The organism is Mucilaginibacter sp. P2_A4 (assembly GCF_056405015.1).
Window position 1 is genome coordinate 262,956 of the sequence record NZ_JBFUCX010000007.1, and the last position, 19,867, is coordinate 282,822.

The following is a 19,867-nucleotide window of genomic DNA, read 5'->3' on the forward strand; positions in this document are numbered from 1 at the left end:
GCTTGAATTTTGATAAAGATGAACAAGAACAACCGTAAACAGGACGCACTGAACTACCACTCCATGGGGCGCCCCGGAAAGATAGAAGTAGTGCCCACAAAGCCTACCAATTCGCAACGAGATTTAACCATGGCCTATTCGCCCGGTGTTGCAGAGCCTTGTCTGCGCATTGCCGAAAACGTGGAAGATGTATATAAATACACAGCCAAAGGTAACCTCGTTGCTGTTATCAGTAACGGAACAGCCGTATTGGGTTTAGGGAATATCGGTCCCGAGGCCAGTAAACCTGTAATGGAAGGCAAAGGCTTGTTATTTAAAATTTATGCGGATATTGATGTTTTCGACCTGGAGGTTAACGCCAAAACGGTTGATGAGTTTGTAACGATAGTAAAAGCACTGGAGCCAACCTTCGGTGGTATCAATCTCGAAGATATATCTGCCCCAACCTGTTTTGAAATAGAACGCAGGCTAAAGGCCGAAATGAAAATACCCGTAATGCATGACGACCAGCATGGTACGGCCATTATATCGGGAGCGGCTTTAATGAACGCTTGCGAAATCCAGGGTAAAAAGCTTGATAAAATAAAAATGGTAGTTAATGGTGCAGGCGCCGCCGCGGTGTCATGCTCAAAAATGTACCTGTCATTAGGGGTTAAAAAAGAGAACCTGGTGATGTTTGATATCAACGGCTTGTTAAGCCAGGATCGTACCGACCTGGATGATACCCGCATGCAGTTTGCAACCGACCGTACCGACATCAAAAACCTTTTTGATGCCATGAAAAACGCCGATGTGTTTGTTGGTCTTTCTGCCGGTAACGTGGTTACGCCTGATATGCTGAAGCAGATGGCCAAAAAGCCGGTTGTTTTCGCTATGGCCAACCCTGTACCCGAAATTGATTATGACCTGGCCATTAAAGCCCGCGAAGATATAATTATGGCAACAGGCCGGTCTGATTATCCTAACCAGGTAAACAATGTATTGGGTTTCCCTTATATTTTCAGGGGGGCGCTTGATGTAAGGGCTACCGCCATTAACGAGGAAATGAAGATAGCTGCCACGCATGCTATTGCCGAGATGGCTAAAAAGCCGGTTCCTGAAGCGGTTAACCTTGCTTATAATATTACCAACTTAAAATTTGGCAAGGATTATATTATCCCTAAACCAATGGATCAGCGATTGATCACCGAGGTATCAATGGCTGTTGCCAAAGCCGCTATTGATTCTGGAGTTGCGCGTAAGATAATTACCGATTGGGATGCCTATGCAGAGGAGCTTAGAACACGCCTGGGTACAAATGATAAATTGCTGCGTAACCTTACCGCTAAGGCCAAGCAGAGCCCTAAACGCGTTGTTTTTGCCGAAGCAGATAATTATAAGATCTTAAGATCGGCCCAGATAGTGAAAGATGAGGGTATTGCTACCCCGATACTACTGGGTAATATAGATAAGATAAAACAGATCATGCGGGATAATGACCTGGATCTGGGTGATGTGCAGATAATTGACCCGCGCGAAGGCTGCGAAAATATGGAAGACTACGCGGCGTATTTGTACAAGAAACGCCAGCGAAGAGGTATCACCTTGTATGAAGCCCGTAAATTGATGAGCGATCGTAACTATTACGGTGCTTGTATGGTTCAGTTCGGCAGGGCAGATGCATTGATTTCTGGTTTAACTAAAGATTATGTTACCACCATTAAACCGGCGTTACAGATCATTGGTACCGAACAGGGTGTAAACCGGGTTGCCGGTATGTATATGATGATAACACCAAAAGGGCCTGTGTTTTTTGGCGATACCACGGTAAATGTAAACCCAACTGTTCAGGAATTGGTGGATATAACGGTGTTGATAGATCGCTCTGTTAAACAATTTAATATCAAGCCAAGGGTTGCTTTATTATCGTACTCCAACTTTGGCTCAAACGAAGGGGAGATACCTGAAAAAACAAGGGAAACTGCAAGAGTGCTGCATGAAAAATACCCCGATATGGTGGTAGATGGAGATATGCAGGCTAACTTTGCCCTCAACTCAGATCTGCTGGCTGATAATTTCCCTTTTTCCACATTGAACGGAACACCTGCCAATACATTGATCTTCCCTAACCTGGAATCGGGTAATATTGCTTATAAATTGTTACAGGAAATAGGCGGGGCCGAGGCAGTTGGTCCTATACTATTGGGCCTTAAAAAACCGGTGCACGTATTACAATTGGGTAGCTCAGTTCGCGAGATTGTGAACATGGTTACCATTGCCGTAGTTGACGCCCAGGCTAAAGCCGGTCGGGAAAAGCCAACAAGTATTTTTGAGAAACTTAAAGGGAAATAATAATAATATTATGTACGATTATATTGGTGGTAAACTTGTTTTTAAAAGTCCGTCGCATGTTGTTATTGATGCCGGGGGCATAGGTTATCATATTAATATTTCGTTAAATACATATTCGCGCCTTGGGGCCGATGAAAACTGCCGGCTTTACATATGGCAGCATGTAAAAGAAGATGCGCTCACCCTATACGGCTTTGCCGATGATGGTGAGCGCCGCTTATTTATGCACCTGATATCCATATCGGGCATAGGGCCTAATACCGGCCGAATGATGTTATCATCAATTACCCCTGCCGAAATACAGGCGGCAATAGTGAGTGGTAATGTTTCGCTTATACAACGCATCAAGGGCATTGGCCCAAAATCGGCACAAAGAATAATTCTGGAGCTGCAGGATAAGTTACGCAAGGAGGGCCCTGATACCCTAACCGTTGTGCCAATAAATAAAACAGCTAAAGATGAGGCACTTACCGCCCTGGTAATGTTGGGCTTTGCAAAAAATGCTGCCGAAAAGGTATTGGAGCAACAGCTGAATAATAATAGTGGAGATTTAACCGTTGAACAGCTGATTAAGTTTGCATTAAAAACCCTATAATTACGTATAATTTCGACTTGACATTTGATTAGAATATTTACTTATAATATTATTATAAGTGTGTTGTTAATTTTCGCCTTCGGCGGGCTGGGGAGTGCTTTTGCTCAGCAGCCGGTTCCGAATGCTAAGCCCGATACAACACAAAAAAATGCGCCCCTCAACTTAGCTCAACCCAAAAATGTTAGGCTCAGGGAAGGTATTTTCAGTTCTGACCCTCCGGGACTGGTGCGTACCATTGAATATGATGCCACATCAAACCGGTATATTTTGTATGAACGGGTAGGTAATTTACTATATCGACCGCCGCAGTACCTCACTTTTGCCCAGTACTTAAAGCTAAAAGAAAAATCAAACCAGCGCAGCTATTACCGGCAGCTGGCAGATAATTACGCTTATGACTCACAACAACCGGGCTTTATTCCGGTTATAAAAGTGCGGAGCCGGACTTTTGAGCAGATTTTTGGAAGCCAGAATATTGACATCCGCCCGCAGGGTTCGGCGGAGATGATAATGGCGGGGCAGGTTAACAAAAATCAAAATCCTTTATTTAATACCCGGCAGCGTAGCCAGTTCAATTTTAATTTCGATCAAAAGATCCAGCTAAACGTAACCGGTAATATTGGCGATAAGTTAAAGATCACTACCAATTATAATACCGATGCCCAGTTCCAGTTTGAAAACCAGGTAAAGCTGGATTACACCGGATCGCCGGATGAGATCATTCAGAAGGTAGAGGCAGGAACGGTGAGTATGCCTTTAAACACCACACTTATTACCGGCAGCCAGGCACTTTTTGGTATTAAAACAAAACTTAAATTTGGCCGGCTGGATGTTACCAGTATCTTGTCGCAACAGCGGTCGCAATCAAAAACCATTACCATCACCAATGGGTCGCAGCAGGGAGAATTTAAACTTACCCCGGCTGATTACGAGGCTAATAAGCACTTTTTTTTATCGCAATACTTTCGTAATAATTATAATAAGGCGCTGGCCAATATTCCCATCATCAGTTCCAATATAAATATTACCAAAATTGAAGTATGGACAACCAACCGCACCAATGTAACTACTGATTCAAGAGATATATTAGCTTTTCTTGACCTGGGCGAAAATAAGCCTTATAACACATCGCGGATACAGGGCGGCGCTGGTTTTAGCGGCTTGCCTGCAGGTTTTAAAGGGCCCGGTTTTGCACAGCAATCAAACTCATTGCTAACCAATTTACCTGCTGATGCGCGGCAAACAAACTCAAATGCAGTTGCCAGCTACTTTCAATCAACAGGGAGTACAGATAATTATGCCAAGCTTACCTATGCGCGTAAACTTACCGATAAGGAATATACACTGCATCCGCAGTTGGGCTATATATCTCTTAATTATCCTTTAAATAATGATGAGGTGCTGGCCGTTGCCTACCAATATACCATTAACGGTGTACAATACCAGGTGGGTGAGTTCAGCAGCGATGTGGCGGTTAACCCCAGTACACCCAAAGTGCTATTTGTAAAGTTGCTGAAGAATGAGTTGCTGAAAACCAATTTGCCATCCTGGGATCTGATGATGAAAAACATCTATTCGCTGGGTGCTTACCAGATAGCGCCAACCAATTTTAAACTTACTGTTACCCGGCTTGATGATAAATCCGGTATCGAAAAAACGGTGATGGAGGAAGGGGTAAATACCAAGGGTAAATTATGGCTGCAGGTTACCGGGCTTGATAACCTTAATCAACAAAGCGATAAACAGCCCGATGGTTATTTTGATTTTTTAGAAGGCGTAACCATCGATTCGCAAAACGGGCGGATAGTTTTCCCAACGATTGAACCTTTTGGGTCTGATCTGGCCTCCAAATTCACAGCCGGAGAAACCGACCTGGCGAAGCGATATGTTTACCAGCCTTTATATGATTCAACCAAAACTATAGCGCAACAGTATTTTCCCGCCCTTAACAGGTATGTGATAAAGGGGACTTATACCTCAACCGGCGGATCGGAGTACCAGTTAAATGCGGTGAATATTCCCCAGGGATCAGTAACCGTAACCGCCGGTCAGCTTAAATTAACCGAAGCTACCGATTATACCATTGATTATAATGCCGGGCGGATAAGGATCCTTAACCAGGCTTTATTATCATCGGGACAACCTATTAGTGTAAAGCTGGAAAATAATGAACTGTTTGGCGTGCAGCAAAAATCATTATATGGGTCAAGGTTGGATTATCATGTAAATGATAAACTGGCATTAGGCGGAACCATTATGCACCTTACCGAGCAACCCATCACCCAAAATGAAATTGCCGGCGAAGAATCTATTTCAAATACCATATGGGGTTTTGATGCCAACTACAGTTCAGATTCGAGGATGTTAACCCGTTTGGTTGATAAAATTCCATTTATCCATACCAAAGCACCTTCATCGGTTACCTTCTCGGGCGAGTTTGCCCAACTATTGCCGGGTAGCCCCGGTGCATTGAACTTTGCAGGCTCCAAAAACGGAACATCATACCTTGATGATTTTGAAAACAGTCAATCCATCATTGATATAAAGAGTGCCAATGCCTGGCAAATATCGGGCACGCCGCAGTTATTTTCAGAAGCATCCATGTTTAATGACCTTAGTTATGGCTACAACCGCGCCCGGCTGGCATTTTACAACATCGACCCTATATTTTACACCAATTCGGGAAATATTCCCATGTCCCGTGCAGAACTGTCAAACCATTATGCTAGGCAGGTTTTGGAGCAGGAGGTGTTTCCATATAAACAATCAGCCACGGGGCAGCCTTTAACTTTGGCTACGCTTAATATGGCCTTTTACCCAAACATACGCGGGCCTTATAACTATGCAACCAGCGGTTTTAATGCTGATGGTACATTACAGAACCCTAAAACACGCTGGGGTGGTATGTTCAGGAAACTGGAGACCAATGATTTTGAATCATTAAACGTATCGTACATTGAGTTTTGGGTGCTTGATCCTTTTATTTACAAACCAAATTCGGCAGGTGGGGATCTGTATTTTAACCTCGGGAGCATATCTGAAGATATATTAAAAGATGGCCGTAAAAGTTTAGAGAACAGTTTGCCCGTAAACGGCGACCAGACCCAGGTTGACGAAACCAACTGGGGCAGGGTATCCAGACTGCAACCGGTTATCAACGCCTTTGATAATAATCCAAGCGCCCGTAAGTTGCAGGATGTTGGTTTGGATGGACTGAATGATGTTGACGAGCAAACCAAATTTGCCCCGATAGTAACTCAAATTAAAGGGCAATTGAGCGGTCAAGCCGCTACCAATTTTGCTAATGACCCTTCATCGGATGATTATCAGTATTACCAGGGTGCCGCGCTTGACCAGGCAAGGCTGGGTATTCTTGACCGGTATAGCAAATACAACGGTACAGATGGTAACTCAAAAACATCTGAGCAATCTCAGGCCGATCTGGGCATCCAAAATTCAGCATCAACTTCGTTGCCGGATGGGGAAGATATTAACCGTGATAATAACATGAGCCAGGAGGATTCATACTTTCAGTACAAAGTATCTATCCGCCCGGGAGATATGATAGTTGGGCAAAATAATATCAGCGATAAGGTTACCGCCACTATAAAACTGCCTAATGGTACTACACAATCTGTAAACTGGTACCAGTTCAGGATTCCGATAACTGATTACCAGAGTAAGGTGGGTAATATTGATGATTTTAAAGCCATCCGTTTTATGCGGATGTTCATGACCAATTTTGCCGATACAGCCATATTGCGTTTTGCAACATTACAACTGGTACGCGGCGAATGGCGTGCTTTTAATATCGAAAAAAATCCCCTTAACGTAATTGCAGATCCTGCGATAAGCAACCCGCCGATAGATAATTCAACCCTGGATGTGCAGGCCGTAAATATTGAAGAAAATGGTAACCGTACGCCTATCCCGTATGTGGTGCCACCGGGCATACAACGTCAGCGTAATTATAACAACCTGCAAACCAATACCAAGCTTAACGAGCAATCATTATCATTAAATGTAAAAAGCCTGCGCGATGGTTATTCAAGAGCCGCTTTTCGTACTTTTTATAACGATCTGCGTAAATACAAACGCATACAAATGTTTGTGCATGCCGAAGGCGATATGTTAAAAGATAACGACCTTAACGCGTTTTTACGCCTTGGGGTTGATTACCAGGATAACTATTATGAGTACGAGGTTCCGCTTAAAATTACGCAGCCAGGCACCCATGATCCTGATGCGATATGGCCGGATGTAAATGCCATTGATTTGGAACTGGGCCTGCTTACCAGGGCAAAACTTAAACGTAACCATTCTAATGTAGCCTTTAACCAGGTTTTTAAATATACCGAAGGCAACCAGGTAGTTTATATAAAAGGGCAGCCCGATCTGAGCCGGTTGCGTACCATTATGGTTGGTGTGCGTAACCCCTTAAAAGGCGATCAGCCTTCGGCTGTAGATGATGGCCTGGACAAAACCGGTACCGTGTGGTTTGATGAATTGCGCTTAACTGATTTTGATCAGCGTGGCGGCTGGGCGGCAACTGCAAGGCTTGATACCAAACTTGCCGATTTTGCTGATGTTACGGTATCGGGCAGTAAAACTACAGTCGGGTTTGGATCGCTGGATTCCAGGCTGAACGATAGGAGCCAGAGCGATGACCAGATATATGATATATCGGCCACTGCCGAACTGGGTAAGTTTTTCCCGGATAAAAGCGGTATACATATCCCCGCGTATATCAATGTATCATCGCAAAAAAGTATGCCCCAATATGATCCCGGCTCGCCGGATATAGAGTTAAAACAAACTCTTGCTGCTGCTACAAGCACCCGGGAGCGCGATTCGATCAGGAACGCGGCCGTTGATTATACCATGCGCAAGAGTATCAACTTTACCAATGTGCACAAGTCCAAAACCAATCCAAATTCGCCAAGCCGTATCTGGGATGTGGAGAACCTGAATGCCAGTTATGCCTACACCCAATTTATGCACCATGATTTTACTACCCAAACCGATCTGGAAAAATCATACCGTTTTACACTGGCTTATAACTATACAAACTCGCCTAAATACTACAGTCCATTTGCAAAAATTATCAAAAGTAATTTATTAGCGCTGGCACGTGATATCAACTTTAGCATACTACCAACAAGGCTAAATTTTAGTATCAATTTTGATCGCTTTTATTCAGAAAATACCCTTCGGGATAATGATCCCAATAACTTTATCCCGATACCCACTACAACCTTTAATAAGTACTTTAATATTACAAGAGTATACGGCATCGGCTGGAATTTATCAAAATCATTACAACTGGATATTGATGCTACAAACTTATCGGTAGTTGATGAACCTGCCGGGCGTATTAATGGTTTAAAGCGCGATACGCTTTGGGATAACCTTAAAAAATTGGGGCGAACCACCAATTACAACCATACCATTAACCTGAATTATACCCTGCCTATCAATAAAATTCCGGGGCTCGATTGGACATCGGTTGTAACCCGTTATAGCGCGCATTTTAACTGGCAAACACAGCCGTTATTTGCCTTGAATGATCCATCGTACGATGTAGGTAATAGCATAAGTAATTTGCGTGAGATACAGGTGAACCCTACTTTTAACATGGTTTCACTGTACAATAAATTCCCTTTTATCCGCAAGGCTGGCAACCCAAATGCCCCGGGTGGACTAAGTAAAGTTTTGATCGGGCTTTTAACAAGTGTTAAAAATCTTAGTGGAACCTACTCGCGAAAACAAGGTACATATATACCGGGATACCTGCCACAATCGGGTATTTTTGGTCAGAATAGCGATTATAACGCACCCGGTATCGGGTTTTTGCTGGGAAGCCAGACCGATATTAGGGCCAAAGCGGTAGCCAATGGCTGGATCACCACAGATACCCTGCAAAATCAATTATATACTACATCGCTTAATGAGGATATGCATTTTAGGGGAGTGATAGAGCCATTTAAGGATCTGCGTATTGAATTGATTGCATTTAAAACGCAGGACCATAATTACCAGTCAAACTTTAAATACCTGGCGGCTACCAATAGTATCCAGTCATTAAGCCCCGTAACAACGGGTAATTACAGTATCTCTTTTTTAACAATCGGTACTGCATTTAAAAAAACTACAGGCATTGATAATACTTCGCCACTGTTTCAGCAATTGCTGGCAAACCGTACCATTATATCGGGAAGGCTTGCTGCTCAAAATCCCAACTCAACGCATCTGGTAGATTCTGCCGGGTTTGTGGATGGGTACGGCCAAAACTCGCAGAACGTATTGGTGCCTGCTTTTTTAGCTGCCTATACCGGTAAAAAAGCAACCAAGAGCAGTACTTCACAGTTTCCTAAAATACCTATCCCCAACTGGGATATCAGGTATAGTGGCCTGGCTAAAATTCCATTCTTTGCCGATTTTTTTGATTCCTTTGATTTGAGCCACGGTTACCGGTCATCTTACAACGTAAGCGGCTTTACCAGCCTGCTGCAATACCAGGAAGCAGCCGGTGCCAGTAGCGCGCGCGATTTAAACAACGATTTTTTGCCGCTTTACCAGTTTTCGCAGGTTACTATATTTGAGCAGTTTGTGCCTTTACTGGGGGCCAACGTGCGGTTCAAAAACAGTATGACCGCCAATATGGAGTATCGCCAAAGCCGAATGCTTAGTTTAAGCTTGCTCAATAGCCAGCTGGCCCAGCAAAACGAACGGATAATTGTTTTTGGCTTTGGTTATCACACCAAAAACTTCCACTTTCCATTTGGCTTGTTTCCGGGTGGCAGTCCTAAGGATGTTAATTTTAAACTTGATTTTTCGCTGCGCGATAATAAAACGCTTATTTATCGTGCTGATGTTGTGGCTGCCGAAATATCATCAGGCGCGCAAAATATTACCGTAAGGCCATCGGTTGATTATGTGATCAATCAGCGTTTTAATCTTAACCTGTTTTATGATTCAAACATCACCCGGCCTTACACATCACAGACCTTTAACACAGCATTCACTAACTTTGGGATCAACCTCAAACTGTTGCTTCAATAGCATTGGGCGATTTGAAAATGGCCAAGATCCTCAAATTCTCAAATCTTTTTCAATTCCTTGTCAAGCTTGCGTTGGGCTTTCCGTTTTTGGCGTTCAGCCTTTTTAATGAGCCGTTCCTGTTTGTTTTTATTGTGTTCGGCTATCCTGTCATTGGTAGCCTTTTGGTTTTTCTTGTCGAGGCCCACGGCAGGTTTTATCCCTTCCAGTAATGTTCTCCATAAAGTTTTAAAGAAGGGCGATTCCTTTGGTCGCAAATAGTTAACCATGGTACTTCTTGGAGCCCTGCTGATATCATCGGGGTTGTTGCGTTTTATAACAAACAAGTTGGCAAATATTGACATCAGCGCCTGTTTCTTTAACTGGTTGTTTGCGGTATCGGCCTTTAAAAGAGATATTTTTAAATCGTTATAAAGTAATGTTACGTTACCCTTAAAAGCTTTACTGTTGGCCTTGATATCAAAACTGAATTGTTTGATATCGCCCGATGTGATCTTAACCATTGCCAGTGGCACCGAGGCCTGGTTAATTTTATTTGCACTCATTGGGCCTAAGGTGCCCTTATAGCTAAATGCGGCATCTTTATCAGTTAAGTTAAACATAAACTGAACATCAAGCCGGCCACGGTTCATGAAATAGGAGGTTAGCTTGGCGGTAGTTAAATTATTTTTTTCGATAGCCTTTTCATTGCTGGTGATATTATAAAAATAGCCACTGGTGTTGTTAAAGCTAACTGTACCTGTTTTTTTTGAATCAACATTAAATTCAGAATATTCTACATTCACACGTTTTAAACGTACGGTATCAATTCCCAAATCTGCATTTACCTTGCGGAGTATCACATTAGGGAAGGTGTTTATTTTATCGGTGACAAGTCCTTTTTGTTTGTTCGGATTGCCAAATACTCTCAGCATACCGCCATTAAGTTCCATGCTTGTTGCTCTAAATACGCGGTATTTATGGTATCTTAAAAAATCAAAGTTGTTAAGCTTTAACGAATCCAGGTTCAGGGTAAAGCGGTCGCTTTGGCTTTTGTTAAAGAAAATGTTTGTTTTTGCAGGCTCAAGCTGCAAGCCCTGAATTGTTAGTTTGGATGTTTGGGTAGATAGCTTGAGGTACTTTATTTTATAATCATAAAGCCCATTGGTTGTTTTACCGGTATAATTATTAAGTTCGGTAACTATATCTTTACAATTCAACAGGCGGCTTTTGTCATTTTGTGTAGCCGAATCAATAAGCAGGTCGGTAGCGCTCAGGTTCATTTCCTTAAGTTCGGATATAACCAGTTTATGGCCCGAGTAATCTTCATATTTAAATTTTACATCATTAAAGTAGATGTGCCCAACCTGGATGGAGTGAAGGCTTTTGGAGATCTTTTGCCATGCTGTTCGATGGTCCTTTTCAATAGTATCCTTTGTATGGTTAAGCTGATAGCTGATATTAAGTTCGGGCTGGTTTAATATAATTTTATTGATTTTTAACTTATGCCCCAGGTAATAACTAATGGGGTGCACATGCAACAAGATAAGTCGTTTAACATGTAATGTTATCAGGTTATTAGGTGCCAGGTGCTGCCTTTTTTTACGATTAAAAACGGCGGTGTCGGGTATCAGGCTGATATTGTAAATGGTAACTTTCCCTTCCAGTAAATGCAGTTCTGCATCAGAAAAATCGGCCCGGTATAAACTATCGCTGCCGGTTAAAACCGCCTCACGCACTTTATTGGCTAAAATGGGCGATAAATAATGGTTAAGAATTATAGCGATAAGAAAGATGATCGCAACCGGTATCAACACAAAATTAAATACTATTTTTTGCCACTTATGCTTTAAAAATCTAAGCTTCATTTATCGATGTTCCTTTGTTTTGATGTATGGCCCGCGGCTTTATACGTATTGAATCAGAAATATAACAATAAAATTTTGATTTTGTTAAATACTGACAATATGTCATTCATGTATTTAAATTTTATGTATTTTTGCAAACTAATTTTTAATTAAATGATGGATTTGGTTATTCCGGATAAGGTACATGATGAGAGCAGGCAAGGCGAAGCTTTAGTTTTAGAGCAGCCGGTGACAGGTAAAAACAATGGCCGTAAACTTTATATTGAAAGTTATGGCTGTGCCATGAATTTTAGCGACAGTGAGATAGTTGCATCAATATTAGCTGACCAGGGATTTGAAACAACTGCCGACCATACTTTAGCTGATGTTATTTTTATTAATACTTGTTCTATTCGTGAAAATGCCGAACAGCGTGTGCGCAACCGTCTTAAGGAGTTTACCATTACCAAGGTAAAAAATCCGGGGCTGGTGGTGGGAGTGCTTGGTTGTATGGCCGAGCGTCTTAAAGCGAAATTTTTAGAAGAAGAAAAACTGGTTGACGTAGTAGTTGGGCCGGATGCATACCGCGACTTACCTAATTTGATAGAGCAGGTTGATAGCGGCCAAAAAGCGGTAAATGTACTATTATCTCGTGAGGAAACTTATGCGGATATAAGCCCGGTACGTTTAAACAGCAATGGCATTAACGCGTTTGTATCTATCATGCGCGGATGCGATAACATGTGCTCGTTTTGTGTTGTACCATTTACCCGTGGCCGTGAACGTAGCCGCGATCCGCAATCAATAGTTGCAGAGTGTATTGACTTGTTTGATAAAGGGTACCGCGAGGTTACCTTGCTTGGCCAGAATGTGGATTCATATAAATGGAACAATGAAGCAACCCAACCTTCCACGGAAGAGGGAACTTTGGAGTATCAAGCAGATCAAGTCTCCCCGACTGGAGAGAATTTAGAAGGGGCTGTTACCAACTTTGCAAACCTTTTGGAAATGGTAGCGCACATTAACCCTGAGCTGCGCGTTCGTTTTTCAACATCGCACCCTAAAGATATTACCGACGAAGTATTGCATACCATTAATAAACACGAAAATATTTGTAATTACATTCACCTGCCGGTACAATCTGGAAACAGCCGGATACTGGATATGATGAACCGTACTTATGATCGGGCCTGGTATATGAACAGGATAGATGCTATCCGCAGGATCATTGGCGATTGTGCTATATCTACAGATGTGATCACCGGTTTTTGCACCGAGACTGACGAGGAACATGCCGACACTGTAAGCATGATGGACTACGTGAAATACGATTTTGCCTACATGTTTAAATACAGTGAAAGGCCGGGCACTTTAGCCGCGAAACGCTATGCTGATGACATCCCTGAAGAAGTAAAACAAAAACGCTTAACCGAAATTGTAGCCAAACAGCAGGAATACTCTTTTTACCGCGCGCAGGCTCGTATTGGTAAAGTAGAAAAAGTACTGATAGAAGGCTTCTCCAAAAAATCAAAAAACGACTATTGCGGTCGCAGCGATCAAAATGCTATGGTGATTTTCCCCGTAGGCGAAAATTACAAACCAGGCGAATACGTGAACGTACTGATAGAAAGAACTACTACGGCTACGTTGATAGGGAAGGTGGTTTAGAGTCAAGAGTCAGGAATCAAGAGTTAAGACAGGAGCCTTGTATGCGGCATAATTTTAAGAATCTAAAGATATGGCAGAAGGCAATGGATTTGACAGACATGATTTTTGATTTTAGCAAGGAGTTGCCTGCCAATGAACGATATAATTTAATTGACCAAATAAACAGGAGTTGCTGTTCAATTCCTTCAAATATTGCTGAAGGATCTGGAAAGAATACCGATAAACATTTTGCTGAGTTTTTATCGATAGCAATTTCATCGTCATTTGAATTGGAAACACAATTATTAATATGTGAGCGTAGAATGTATGGGTCAATAAGCAAATTAAAAGGTTGTATAGACTTAGTTTCTGAAGTTCAAAGAATGTTATTCTCTTTTAGGGAATACATTTTAAAAACGGAAGTACAGAGTCTTAATTCTTGACTCTTAATTCTTGACTCTTTTTTTAATCATGGAAATACAAGAAATCAAACAACGCTTCGGGATCATTGGCAATTCGCCATTGCTTAACCGGGCTATAAATATTGCCAACCAGGTGGCACCAACAGATATTTCTGTACTTATTACCGGCGAAAGCGGAAGTGGTAAGGAGGTGTTTTCGCACATTATTCACCAGATGAGCCCGCGCAAGCATGGGCCCTTCATCGCCGTGAATTGCGGTGCTATACCAGAGGGTACCATTGATTCGGAATTGTTTGGGCACGAAAAAGGTGCCTACACTGGCGCAGTTGGCGAACGTAAGGGGTATTTTGAAACGGTAAACGGCGGTACCATATTTTTAGATGAAATTGCCGAGATGCCTTTGGGTACCCAGGCGCGCTTACTTAGAGTACTGGAGTCTGGCCAATACATTAAGGTAGGTTCATCAAAGGTTGAAAAAACAAACGTGCGGGTTATTGCAGCAACCAATGTTGATGTTTATGACGCTGTAAAGAGCGGCAAATTCAGGGAAGATCTTTATTATCGTTTAAATACCGTACCCTTAAAGATACCACCGTTAAGGGAAAGGAAAGAAGATGTTTATTTGCTGTTTAGAAAATTCACATCAGATTTTACCGATAAATACCGTACGCCTCCCATTCAGCTTGATGAAGAGGCGCAGCAGGTGTTAATTAATTACACCTGGCCGGGTAACGTAAGGCAGCTTAAAAATATGGCCGAGCAATTGGCCGTACTGGAGCGCGACCGGATCATTACCGCTCCAACCTTGCTGACTTATATTCCCCATGAAACGGGGAACCGCAATTTACCTATGCGTTTAGGCAACCAGGCCAAAGAAGATTTTTCTGAACGCGATATTTTATATAAAGTGCTTTTTGATATGAAGCGCGATATGGTTGAATTGAAAAAGCTGGTGGCCGATATCATTGAACATGGAGGTGTGGCAACTAATTATGCCAATCATTCACAAACCATTAACCAGTTGTACCGCGATATTGAACTGCCTGGTAATGCCGAAACGCAATTTACTTTACAGCAACCCGTTAATACAAATAACGGGGGAAACAACAGTAACAGCGGGGGTAATGATGCCTATAATATAACCCACGAAGCCGAGGAGGTAGAGGAATCTTTATCACTGATTGAGAAGGAATCAGACCTGATCCGTAAGGCGTTAAAAAAGCATAAGGGTAAACGCAAGCTGGCTGCCAATGAACTGGGTATATCCGAGCGGACATTGTACAGGAAAATAAAAGAATTAAATTTATAGGTTAATGAAAAAAATAATCAGTTCTGTAATTATAGTTTTAAGTTTTGGTTTACTATCATCATGCTATACGCTTAGAAATGAGGCCATCCCGACAGAGCTGAAAACGTTGAATATTCAGTTTTTTGAAAATAACGCTCCACTGGTAGTAAATAACTTAAGCCAAATATTTACCGAAGCTTTAAAAGAAAGGGTACGTACGCAAAGCCGTTTAAGTTTGGTACGCGGTGAGGCCGATGCCACTTTATCGGGCAGTATTATAGGTTATACTATTGCTCCTGTATCTATTGAAGCTACCTCAAACAATACTGCGCCAATAGCTGATGCCAACAGGCTAAGTATAACGGTAAAAGTGAAATTTGTTTACGATAAGGACAAAAAGATTAACTTTGAGGAAAGCATGACAAGATTTGCCAATTATAGAGGAGATATTAATTCGCAGGAACAAAAGCTGATACAAGAAATTACCAAGCAGTTAACCGAAGATATTTATAACAAGGCCTTTTCTAATTGGTAGGCTTTTTGTAATTTCAACCACGTGGATCAATATTTAAATAACAGGCAAAACGAAGTATTATGGGAATTATTGGCTAATCCAGCCGATAGTGGCCGGTTGCATAACTATGATTTGCAACAATTGGTTGATGAATATCCACAAAGCGGCATACTTAGGGCTATGCTTGCCCACTCGGGTAATGGCAGCGATTTAAAACATGCAGCCACTTATTTTAATCCCCGTTTATTACATAAGATAATTAATAGCCCCGAAAGCTTAGCTTTAGTTTCGGCCGAGCAGGTAGTAACTCAACAAAACAACGCCCGACCCGATTATCTGCAAGGTACTGCCACCCAGGAAAGTGAAAATTATTTTAATATAGGAAACGCTGCGGACGCCGAGGCTGCAGAAAATAAAAATGAAGAGGTAAGCCAGTTTGAGGCGCCTGCCGAAGATTATAAAGATGAACCTGAAGCACGCTACCACGATTATATTGAAACAGAGTTAACCCCTCACAATACTGAAGAGCCTGAAATAGCTATCAGCGAAATAACGGTTGAAGATGAAATATCTCCATCGGTAATAGCAATAGAAGAAGCTCGCGTTGCAGAGCCTGAGACTGGTGCAACAGAGCGTAATGAAGATATTGAGGACGAAGTATTTGATGAAATTGTAGGGATTGAAAATATAGCTTTCGCCGGCCACCCTGTGGAAACCAAGACTGAAGAGCCGGTTGAGAATAAGGCTCCCGGCGGCGAAGTAAAAAAGAATAATTCGGAGATCAATTTCGAAACGGAAAAATGGATCATAGGCAGCATTGCCGCTACTGATTATTTTATGTTTGATAATTCGGTAGCCGATCAAAAAGGTAGCGCTAATGACGCGGCTCCGGCTGTTATTGATATGCCGGCGCCGATTTCTCTTGAAACCGAAGAGATTGCTCCTGATGCTGAAGCGGTATCAAAGTATCACGACGAAAAAATGCCGTATACTTTTATGTGGTGGCTTGATAAAACACGTAAAGAGTACGCATCAACATATCAACCTTATATAACACCAGCACCAACAGTTCCCCAGCCGGCAATAACGGTTGAAGAGCGGCAGGAGCAAGCCGCCGACGAGCTGCAACAGCAATATTTTGAAAATATTTTTCACGATAAATCGCTGTTGGATCTTGAAAATGCGCCCGTGCCTGATGCTCCGGAGATTAAACGTAAGGAAGATATCATCATCGAGAAATTTATAAAGGAAGAGCCGCAGATAAGGCCGCCATCTATAAATAAGCTGGATAACGAAAATAAAGCTAAAAAGAGTTCGGAAGATAAAAACGAACTGGTGAGCGAAACACTGGCCCAGATTTATTCGGATCAGATGCTATATCACAAAGCAATTACGACATATAAAAAATTGATGTTGAAATTTCCGGAAAAAAGCCGTTACTTTGCCCACCAAATTGAACAGTTAGAAAAGAAAACGAATTAATATAAAATAAAGAAATGTACATTTTAATTATCCTTGCCATTATTGTATGTGCTCTTTTAGGGCTTATCGTATTGATCCAGAACCCTAAAGGTGGTGGCTTATCATCTAATTTTTCAAGCTCATCACAATTAATGGGTGTTCAAAAAACCGGCGACTTTTTAGAAAAAGGTACCTGGATCCTGGCCATTGGCATCATGGTTTTAGCATTAGCTATTAACGTTGTTGCAAAAGGCGGTTCAACAAGCAGCGAAAACCCTGCTTTGCAAAACCAAATTGAAAAAGCATCCAAACCTACTACTACGGCCCCTGCTCAGTCATTACCGGCTCCGGCTCCAGTTAAAAAACCGTAATTATATTATAGGTTCTATATCAAACAAAAAAGGCTTTGGATAACACCAAAGCCTTTTTTGTTTGATATAATCGTACTGACATCATGACACGGGTAGGTTAAAATAGCGTTAACGATAGAAATTAAACACATGTATTTGCTGCCATTACAACAGTTAAATATGCCAATATTTGCCATTATATTTGCTTGGCATAATTGATGAGCATTTGCAGTCACAACTTAAATAAAATTAAAAACTAATATAACTATGTCATTAAACATTAAACCAATCGGCGACAGAGTGGTTGTAGAAGCCGCAGCTGCCGAAGAGAAAACCGCTTCGGGAATTATCATCCCGGATACCGCTAAAGAAAAACCTCAGCGTGGAACAATCGTTGCAGTAGGCGACGGTAAAGTAGATGAGCCTTTAACAGTAAAAGTGGGCGACCAGGTTTTATATGGTAAATATGCCGGTACCGAAATTACTTATGAAGGTAAAGAGTATTTAATTATGCGCGAATCTGATATTTACGCAGTATTATAAAATTGTTGAAAGGTTGTAAAGTTTAAAGGTTTTAAAGTTGCCTTGAACTTGCAATGATAACATTCTAACATTCCAACTTTAAAACATTCCAACAAAAAAATTAAAAACATGGCAAAACAAGTTAAATACAATGTTGAAGCACGCGACGCCTTAAAACGCGGTGTTGATATTTTAGCTAATGCAGTTAAAGTAACATTAGGTCCTAAAGGCAGAAACGTAATTATTGATAAAAAATTCGGTTCACCTATCATCACAAAAGATGGTGTAACTGTAGCTAAAGAAATCGAACTGAAAGATGCTTTAGAAAATATGGGTGCCCAGATGGTTAAAGAAGTTGCATCAAAAACTGCTGATATTGCAGGTGATGGTACTACTACTGCAACTGTTTTAGCACAGGCTATTGTAACTGCAGGTATTAAAAACGTAGCTGCTGGTGCAAATCCAATGGATTTAAAACGTGGTATTGATAAAGCTGTTTCAGCTGTTGTTGAGAATTTAAAAGCTCAATCACAAACTGTTGGTGAAGACAATAACAAAATAAAACAAGTAGCATCTATCTCTGCAAATAATGACGAAGTTATCGGTTCATTAATTGCTGAAGCTATGGCTAAAGTTGGTAAAGACGGTGTTATCACTGTTGAAGAAGCTAAAGGAACTGAAACTGAAGTTAAAACTGTTGAAGGTATGCAGTTTGACCGTGGTTACCTTTCTCCTTACTTTGTTACCAACGCAGATAAAATGGAAGTTGAATTGGAAAATCCTTACATCCTGATCTATGATAAAAAGATCTCTTCGATGAAAGAATTGCTTCCAATACTTGAAAAACAAGTACAAACAGGCAAACCATTATTAATCATTGCCGAAGATCTTGATGGCGAAGCATTAGCTACTTTGGTAGTTAACAAAATTCGCGGTTCACTGAAAGTTGCTGCTGTTAAAGCTCCTGGTTTTGGCGATCGTCGTAAAGCTATGTTAGAGGATATCGCTATCTTAACTGGTGGTACTTTAATATCTGAAGAAAGAGGTTACAAATTAGAAAATGCTGATCTTACTTACTTAGGTACTGCTGAGAAAATCATCATTGATAAAGATAACACAACCATTATTAATGGTGCTGGTTCTGCCGATGAGATCAAAGGTCGTGTTGGCCAGATCAAATCTCAGATCGAATCAACTACATCTGATTACGACCGCGAAAAATTACAGGAACGTTTAGCCAAATTATCTGGTGGTGTTGCTGTACTTTACGTAGGTGCTGCTACAGAAGTTGAAATGAAAGAGAAAAAAGACCGTGTTGACGATGCTTTACATGCAACCCGTGCGGCTGTTGAAGAAGGTATTGTTGCAGGTGGTGGTGTAGCCTTCATCCGCGCGGTTGCTGCTTTAGCTGATCTTAAAGGTGAAAACGAAGATGAGAACACTGGTATCCAGATCATCCGTCGTGCTATTGAAGAGCCTCTGCGTCAGATCTGCGAAAATGCAGGTATTGAAGGATCTATCGTTGTACAAAAAGTTAAGGAAGGCACTGGTGACTTCGGTTACAATGCCCGTACCGATAAATACGAAAACCTGATTGGTGCAGGCGTTATCGATCCTACTAAAGTAGGTCGTGTAGCTTTAGAAAACGCAGCTTCAATTGCAGCTATGTTGTTAACAACAGAAGTTGTATTGGCTGATGATCCTGAAGATGCTCCAGCTGGTCCACCAATGGGTGGCGGTGGCATGGGTGGTATGATGTAATATCTCCCCTGGCTAATAAAATAGTCAGTTATAATATATTGCAAATCCCTGTATGGTTTTCCATACAGGGATTTTGCTTTTGTGGCCTCTG

12 protein-coding genes are annotated in these 19,867 nt (G+C 41.6%); 11 read left to right on the forward strand and 1 reads right to left on the reverse strand.

Going from position 1 to position 19,867, the window contains the following annotated elements; all coding sequences use genetic code 11:
* The first annotated feature begins 18 nt into the window (after window positions 1–18).
* Genes AC1DYB_RS15255 through sov form a run of 3 tightly spaced genes read left to right on the forward strand, consistent with a single transcriptional unit; the run spans window position 19 to window position 9,988 of the window.
* The gene (locus AC1DYB_RS15255; RefSeq protein ID WP_477436167.1) at window positions 19–2,331 is read left to right on the forward strand and encodes an NADP-dependent malic enzyme; all 2,313 of its coding nucleotides are present in this window, start codon (window positions 19–21) and stop codon (window positions 2,329–2,331) included.
* A gap of 10 nt (window positions 2,332–2,341) precedes the next feature.
* Window positions 2,342–2,926, forward strand: coding sequence for a Holliday junction branch migration protein RuvA (ruvA, locus tag AC1DYB_RS15260; protein ID WP_477391935.1), 585 nt, complete (start codon window positions 2,342–2,344; stop codon window positions 2,924–2,926).
* 60 nt (window positions 2,927–2,986) lie between these two features.
* Window positions 2,987–9,988 carry a T9SS outer membrane translocon Sov/SprA gene (sov, locus tag AC1DYB_RS15265; RefSeq protein ID WP_477436169.1) on the forward strand — a complete coding sequence of 2,334 codons (7,002 nt, stop codon included), beginning with the start codon at window positions 2,987–2,989 and terminating at the stop codon, window positions 9,986–9,988.
* 38 nt (window positions 9,989–10,026) lie between these two features.
* Here the strand turns inward: sov and AC1DYB_RS15270 are convergent, their stop codons facing one another.
* The gene (locus tag AC1DYB_RS15270; RefSeq protein ID WP_477436171.1) at window positions 10,027–11,832 is read right to left on the reverse strand and encodes a hypothetical protein; all 1,806 of its coding nucleotides are present in this window, start codon (window positions 11,830–11,832) and stop codon (window positions 10,027–10,029) included.
* A gap of 153 nt (window positions 11,833–11,985) precedes the next feature.
* Here AC1DYB_RS15270 and AC1DYB_RS15275 point away from each other — a divergent pair, with 153 nt between their 5' ends.
* The 8 genes from AC1DYB_RS15275 to groL all read left to right on the forward strand — a co-directional run bounded on the left by AC1DYB_RS15275 (window position 11,986) and on the right by groL (window position 19,776).
* Entirely contained in the window at window positions 11,986–13,479 is a 1,494-nt protein-coding gene (locus AC1DYB_RS15275; protein ID WP_477436173.1) for a MiaB/RimO family radical SAM methylthiotransferase, read from the forward strand.
* Between the two features lie 41 nt (window positions 13,480–13,520).
* The gene (locus tag AC1DYB_RS15280) at window positions 13,521–13,901 is read left to right on the forward strand and encodes a four helix bundle protein (protein WP_477436175.1); all 381 of its coding nucleotides are present in this window, start codon (window positions 13,521–13,523) and stop codon (window positions 13,899–13,901) included.
* A 28-nt stretch (window positions 13,902–13,929) separates the two neighbouring features.
* Window positions 13,930–15,189, forward strand: coding sequence for a sigma-54 interaction domain-containing protein (locus AC1DYB_RS15285; protein WP_295721359.1), 1,260 nt, complete (start codon window positions 13,930–13,932; stop codon window positions 15,187–15,189).
* A 4-nt stretch (window positions 15,190–15,193) separates the two neighbouring features.
* Window positions 15,194–15,703 (forward strand): LPS assembly lipoprotein LptE, encoded by a 510-nt coding sequence (gene lptE, locus AC1DYB_RS15290; RefSeq protein ID WP_477436178.1) that lies wholly within the window; start codon window positions 15,194–15,196, stop codon window positions 15,701–15,703.
* A 21-nt stretch (window positions 15,704–15,724) separates the two neighbouring features.
* Window positions 15,725–17,164 carry a hypothetical protein gene (locus tag AC1DYB_RS15295; protein ID WP_477436180.1) on the forward strand — a complete coding sequence of 480 codons (1,440 nt, stop codon included), beginning with the start codon at window positions 15,725–15,727 and terminating at the stop codon, window positions 17,162–17,164.
* Between the two features lie 14 nt (window positions 17,165–17,178).
* Window positions 17,179–17,514, forward strand: a complete 336-nt coding sequence (gene secG, locus AC1DYB_RS15300) for a preprotein translocase subunit SecG (protein ID WP_477436182.1) — start codon at window positions 17,179–17,181, stop codon at window positions 17,512–17,514.
* A gap of 246 nt (window positions 17,515–17,760) precedes the next feature.
* Window positions 17,761–18,036 (forward strand): co-chaperone GroES, encoded by a 276-nt coding sequence (gene groES, locus AC1DYB_RS15305; protein ID WP_076375713.1) that lies wholly within the window; start codon window positions 17,761–17,763, stop codon window positions 18,034–18,036.
* A gap of 108 nt (window positions 18,037–18,144) precedes the next feature.
* Window positions 18,145–19,776 (forward strand): chaperonin GroEL, encoded by a 1,632-nt coding sequence (groL, locus tag AC1DYB_RS15310; RefSeq protein WP_295721370.1) that lies wholly within the window; start codon window positions 18,145–18,147, stop codon window positions 19,774–19,776.
* The last annotated feature ends 91 nt before the right edge of the window (window positions 19,777–19,867 follow it).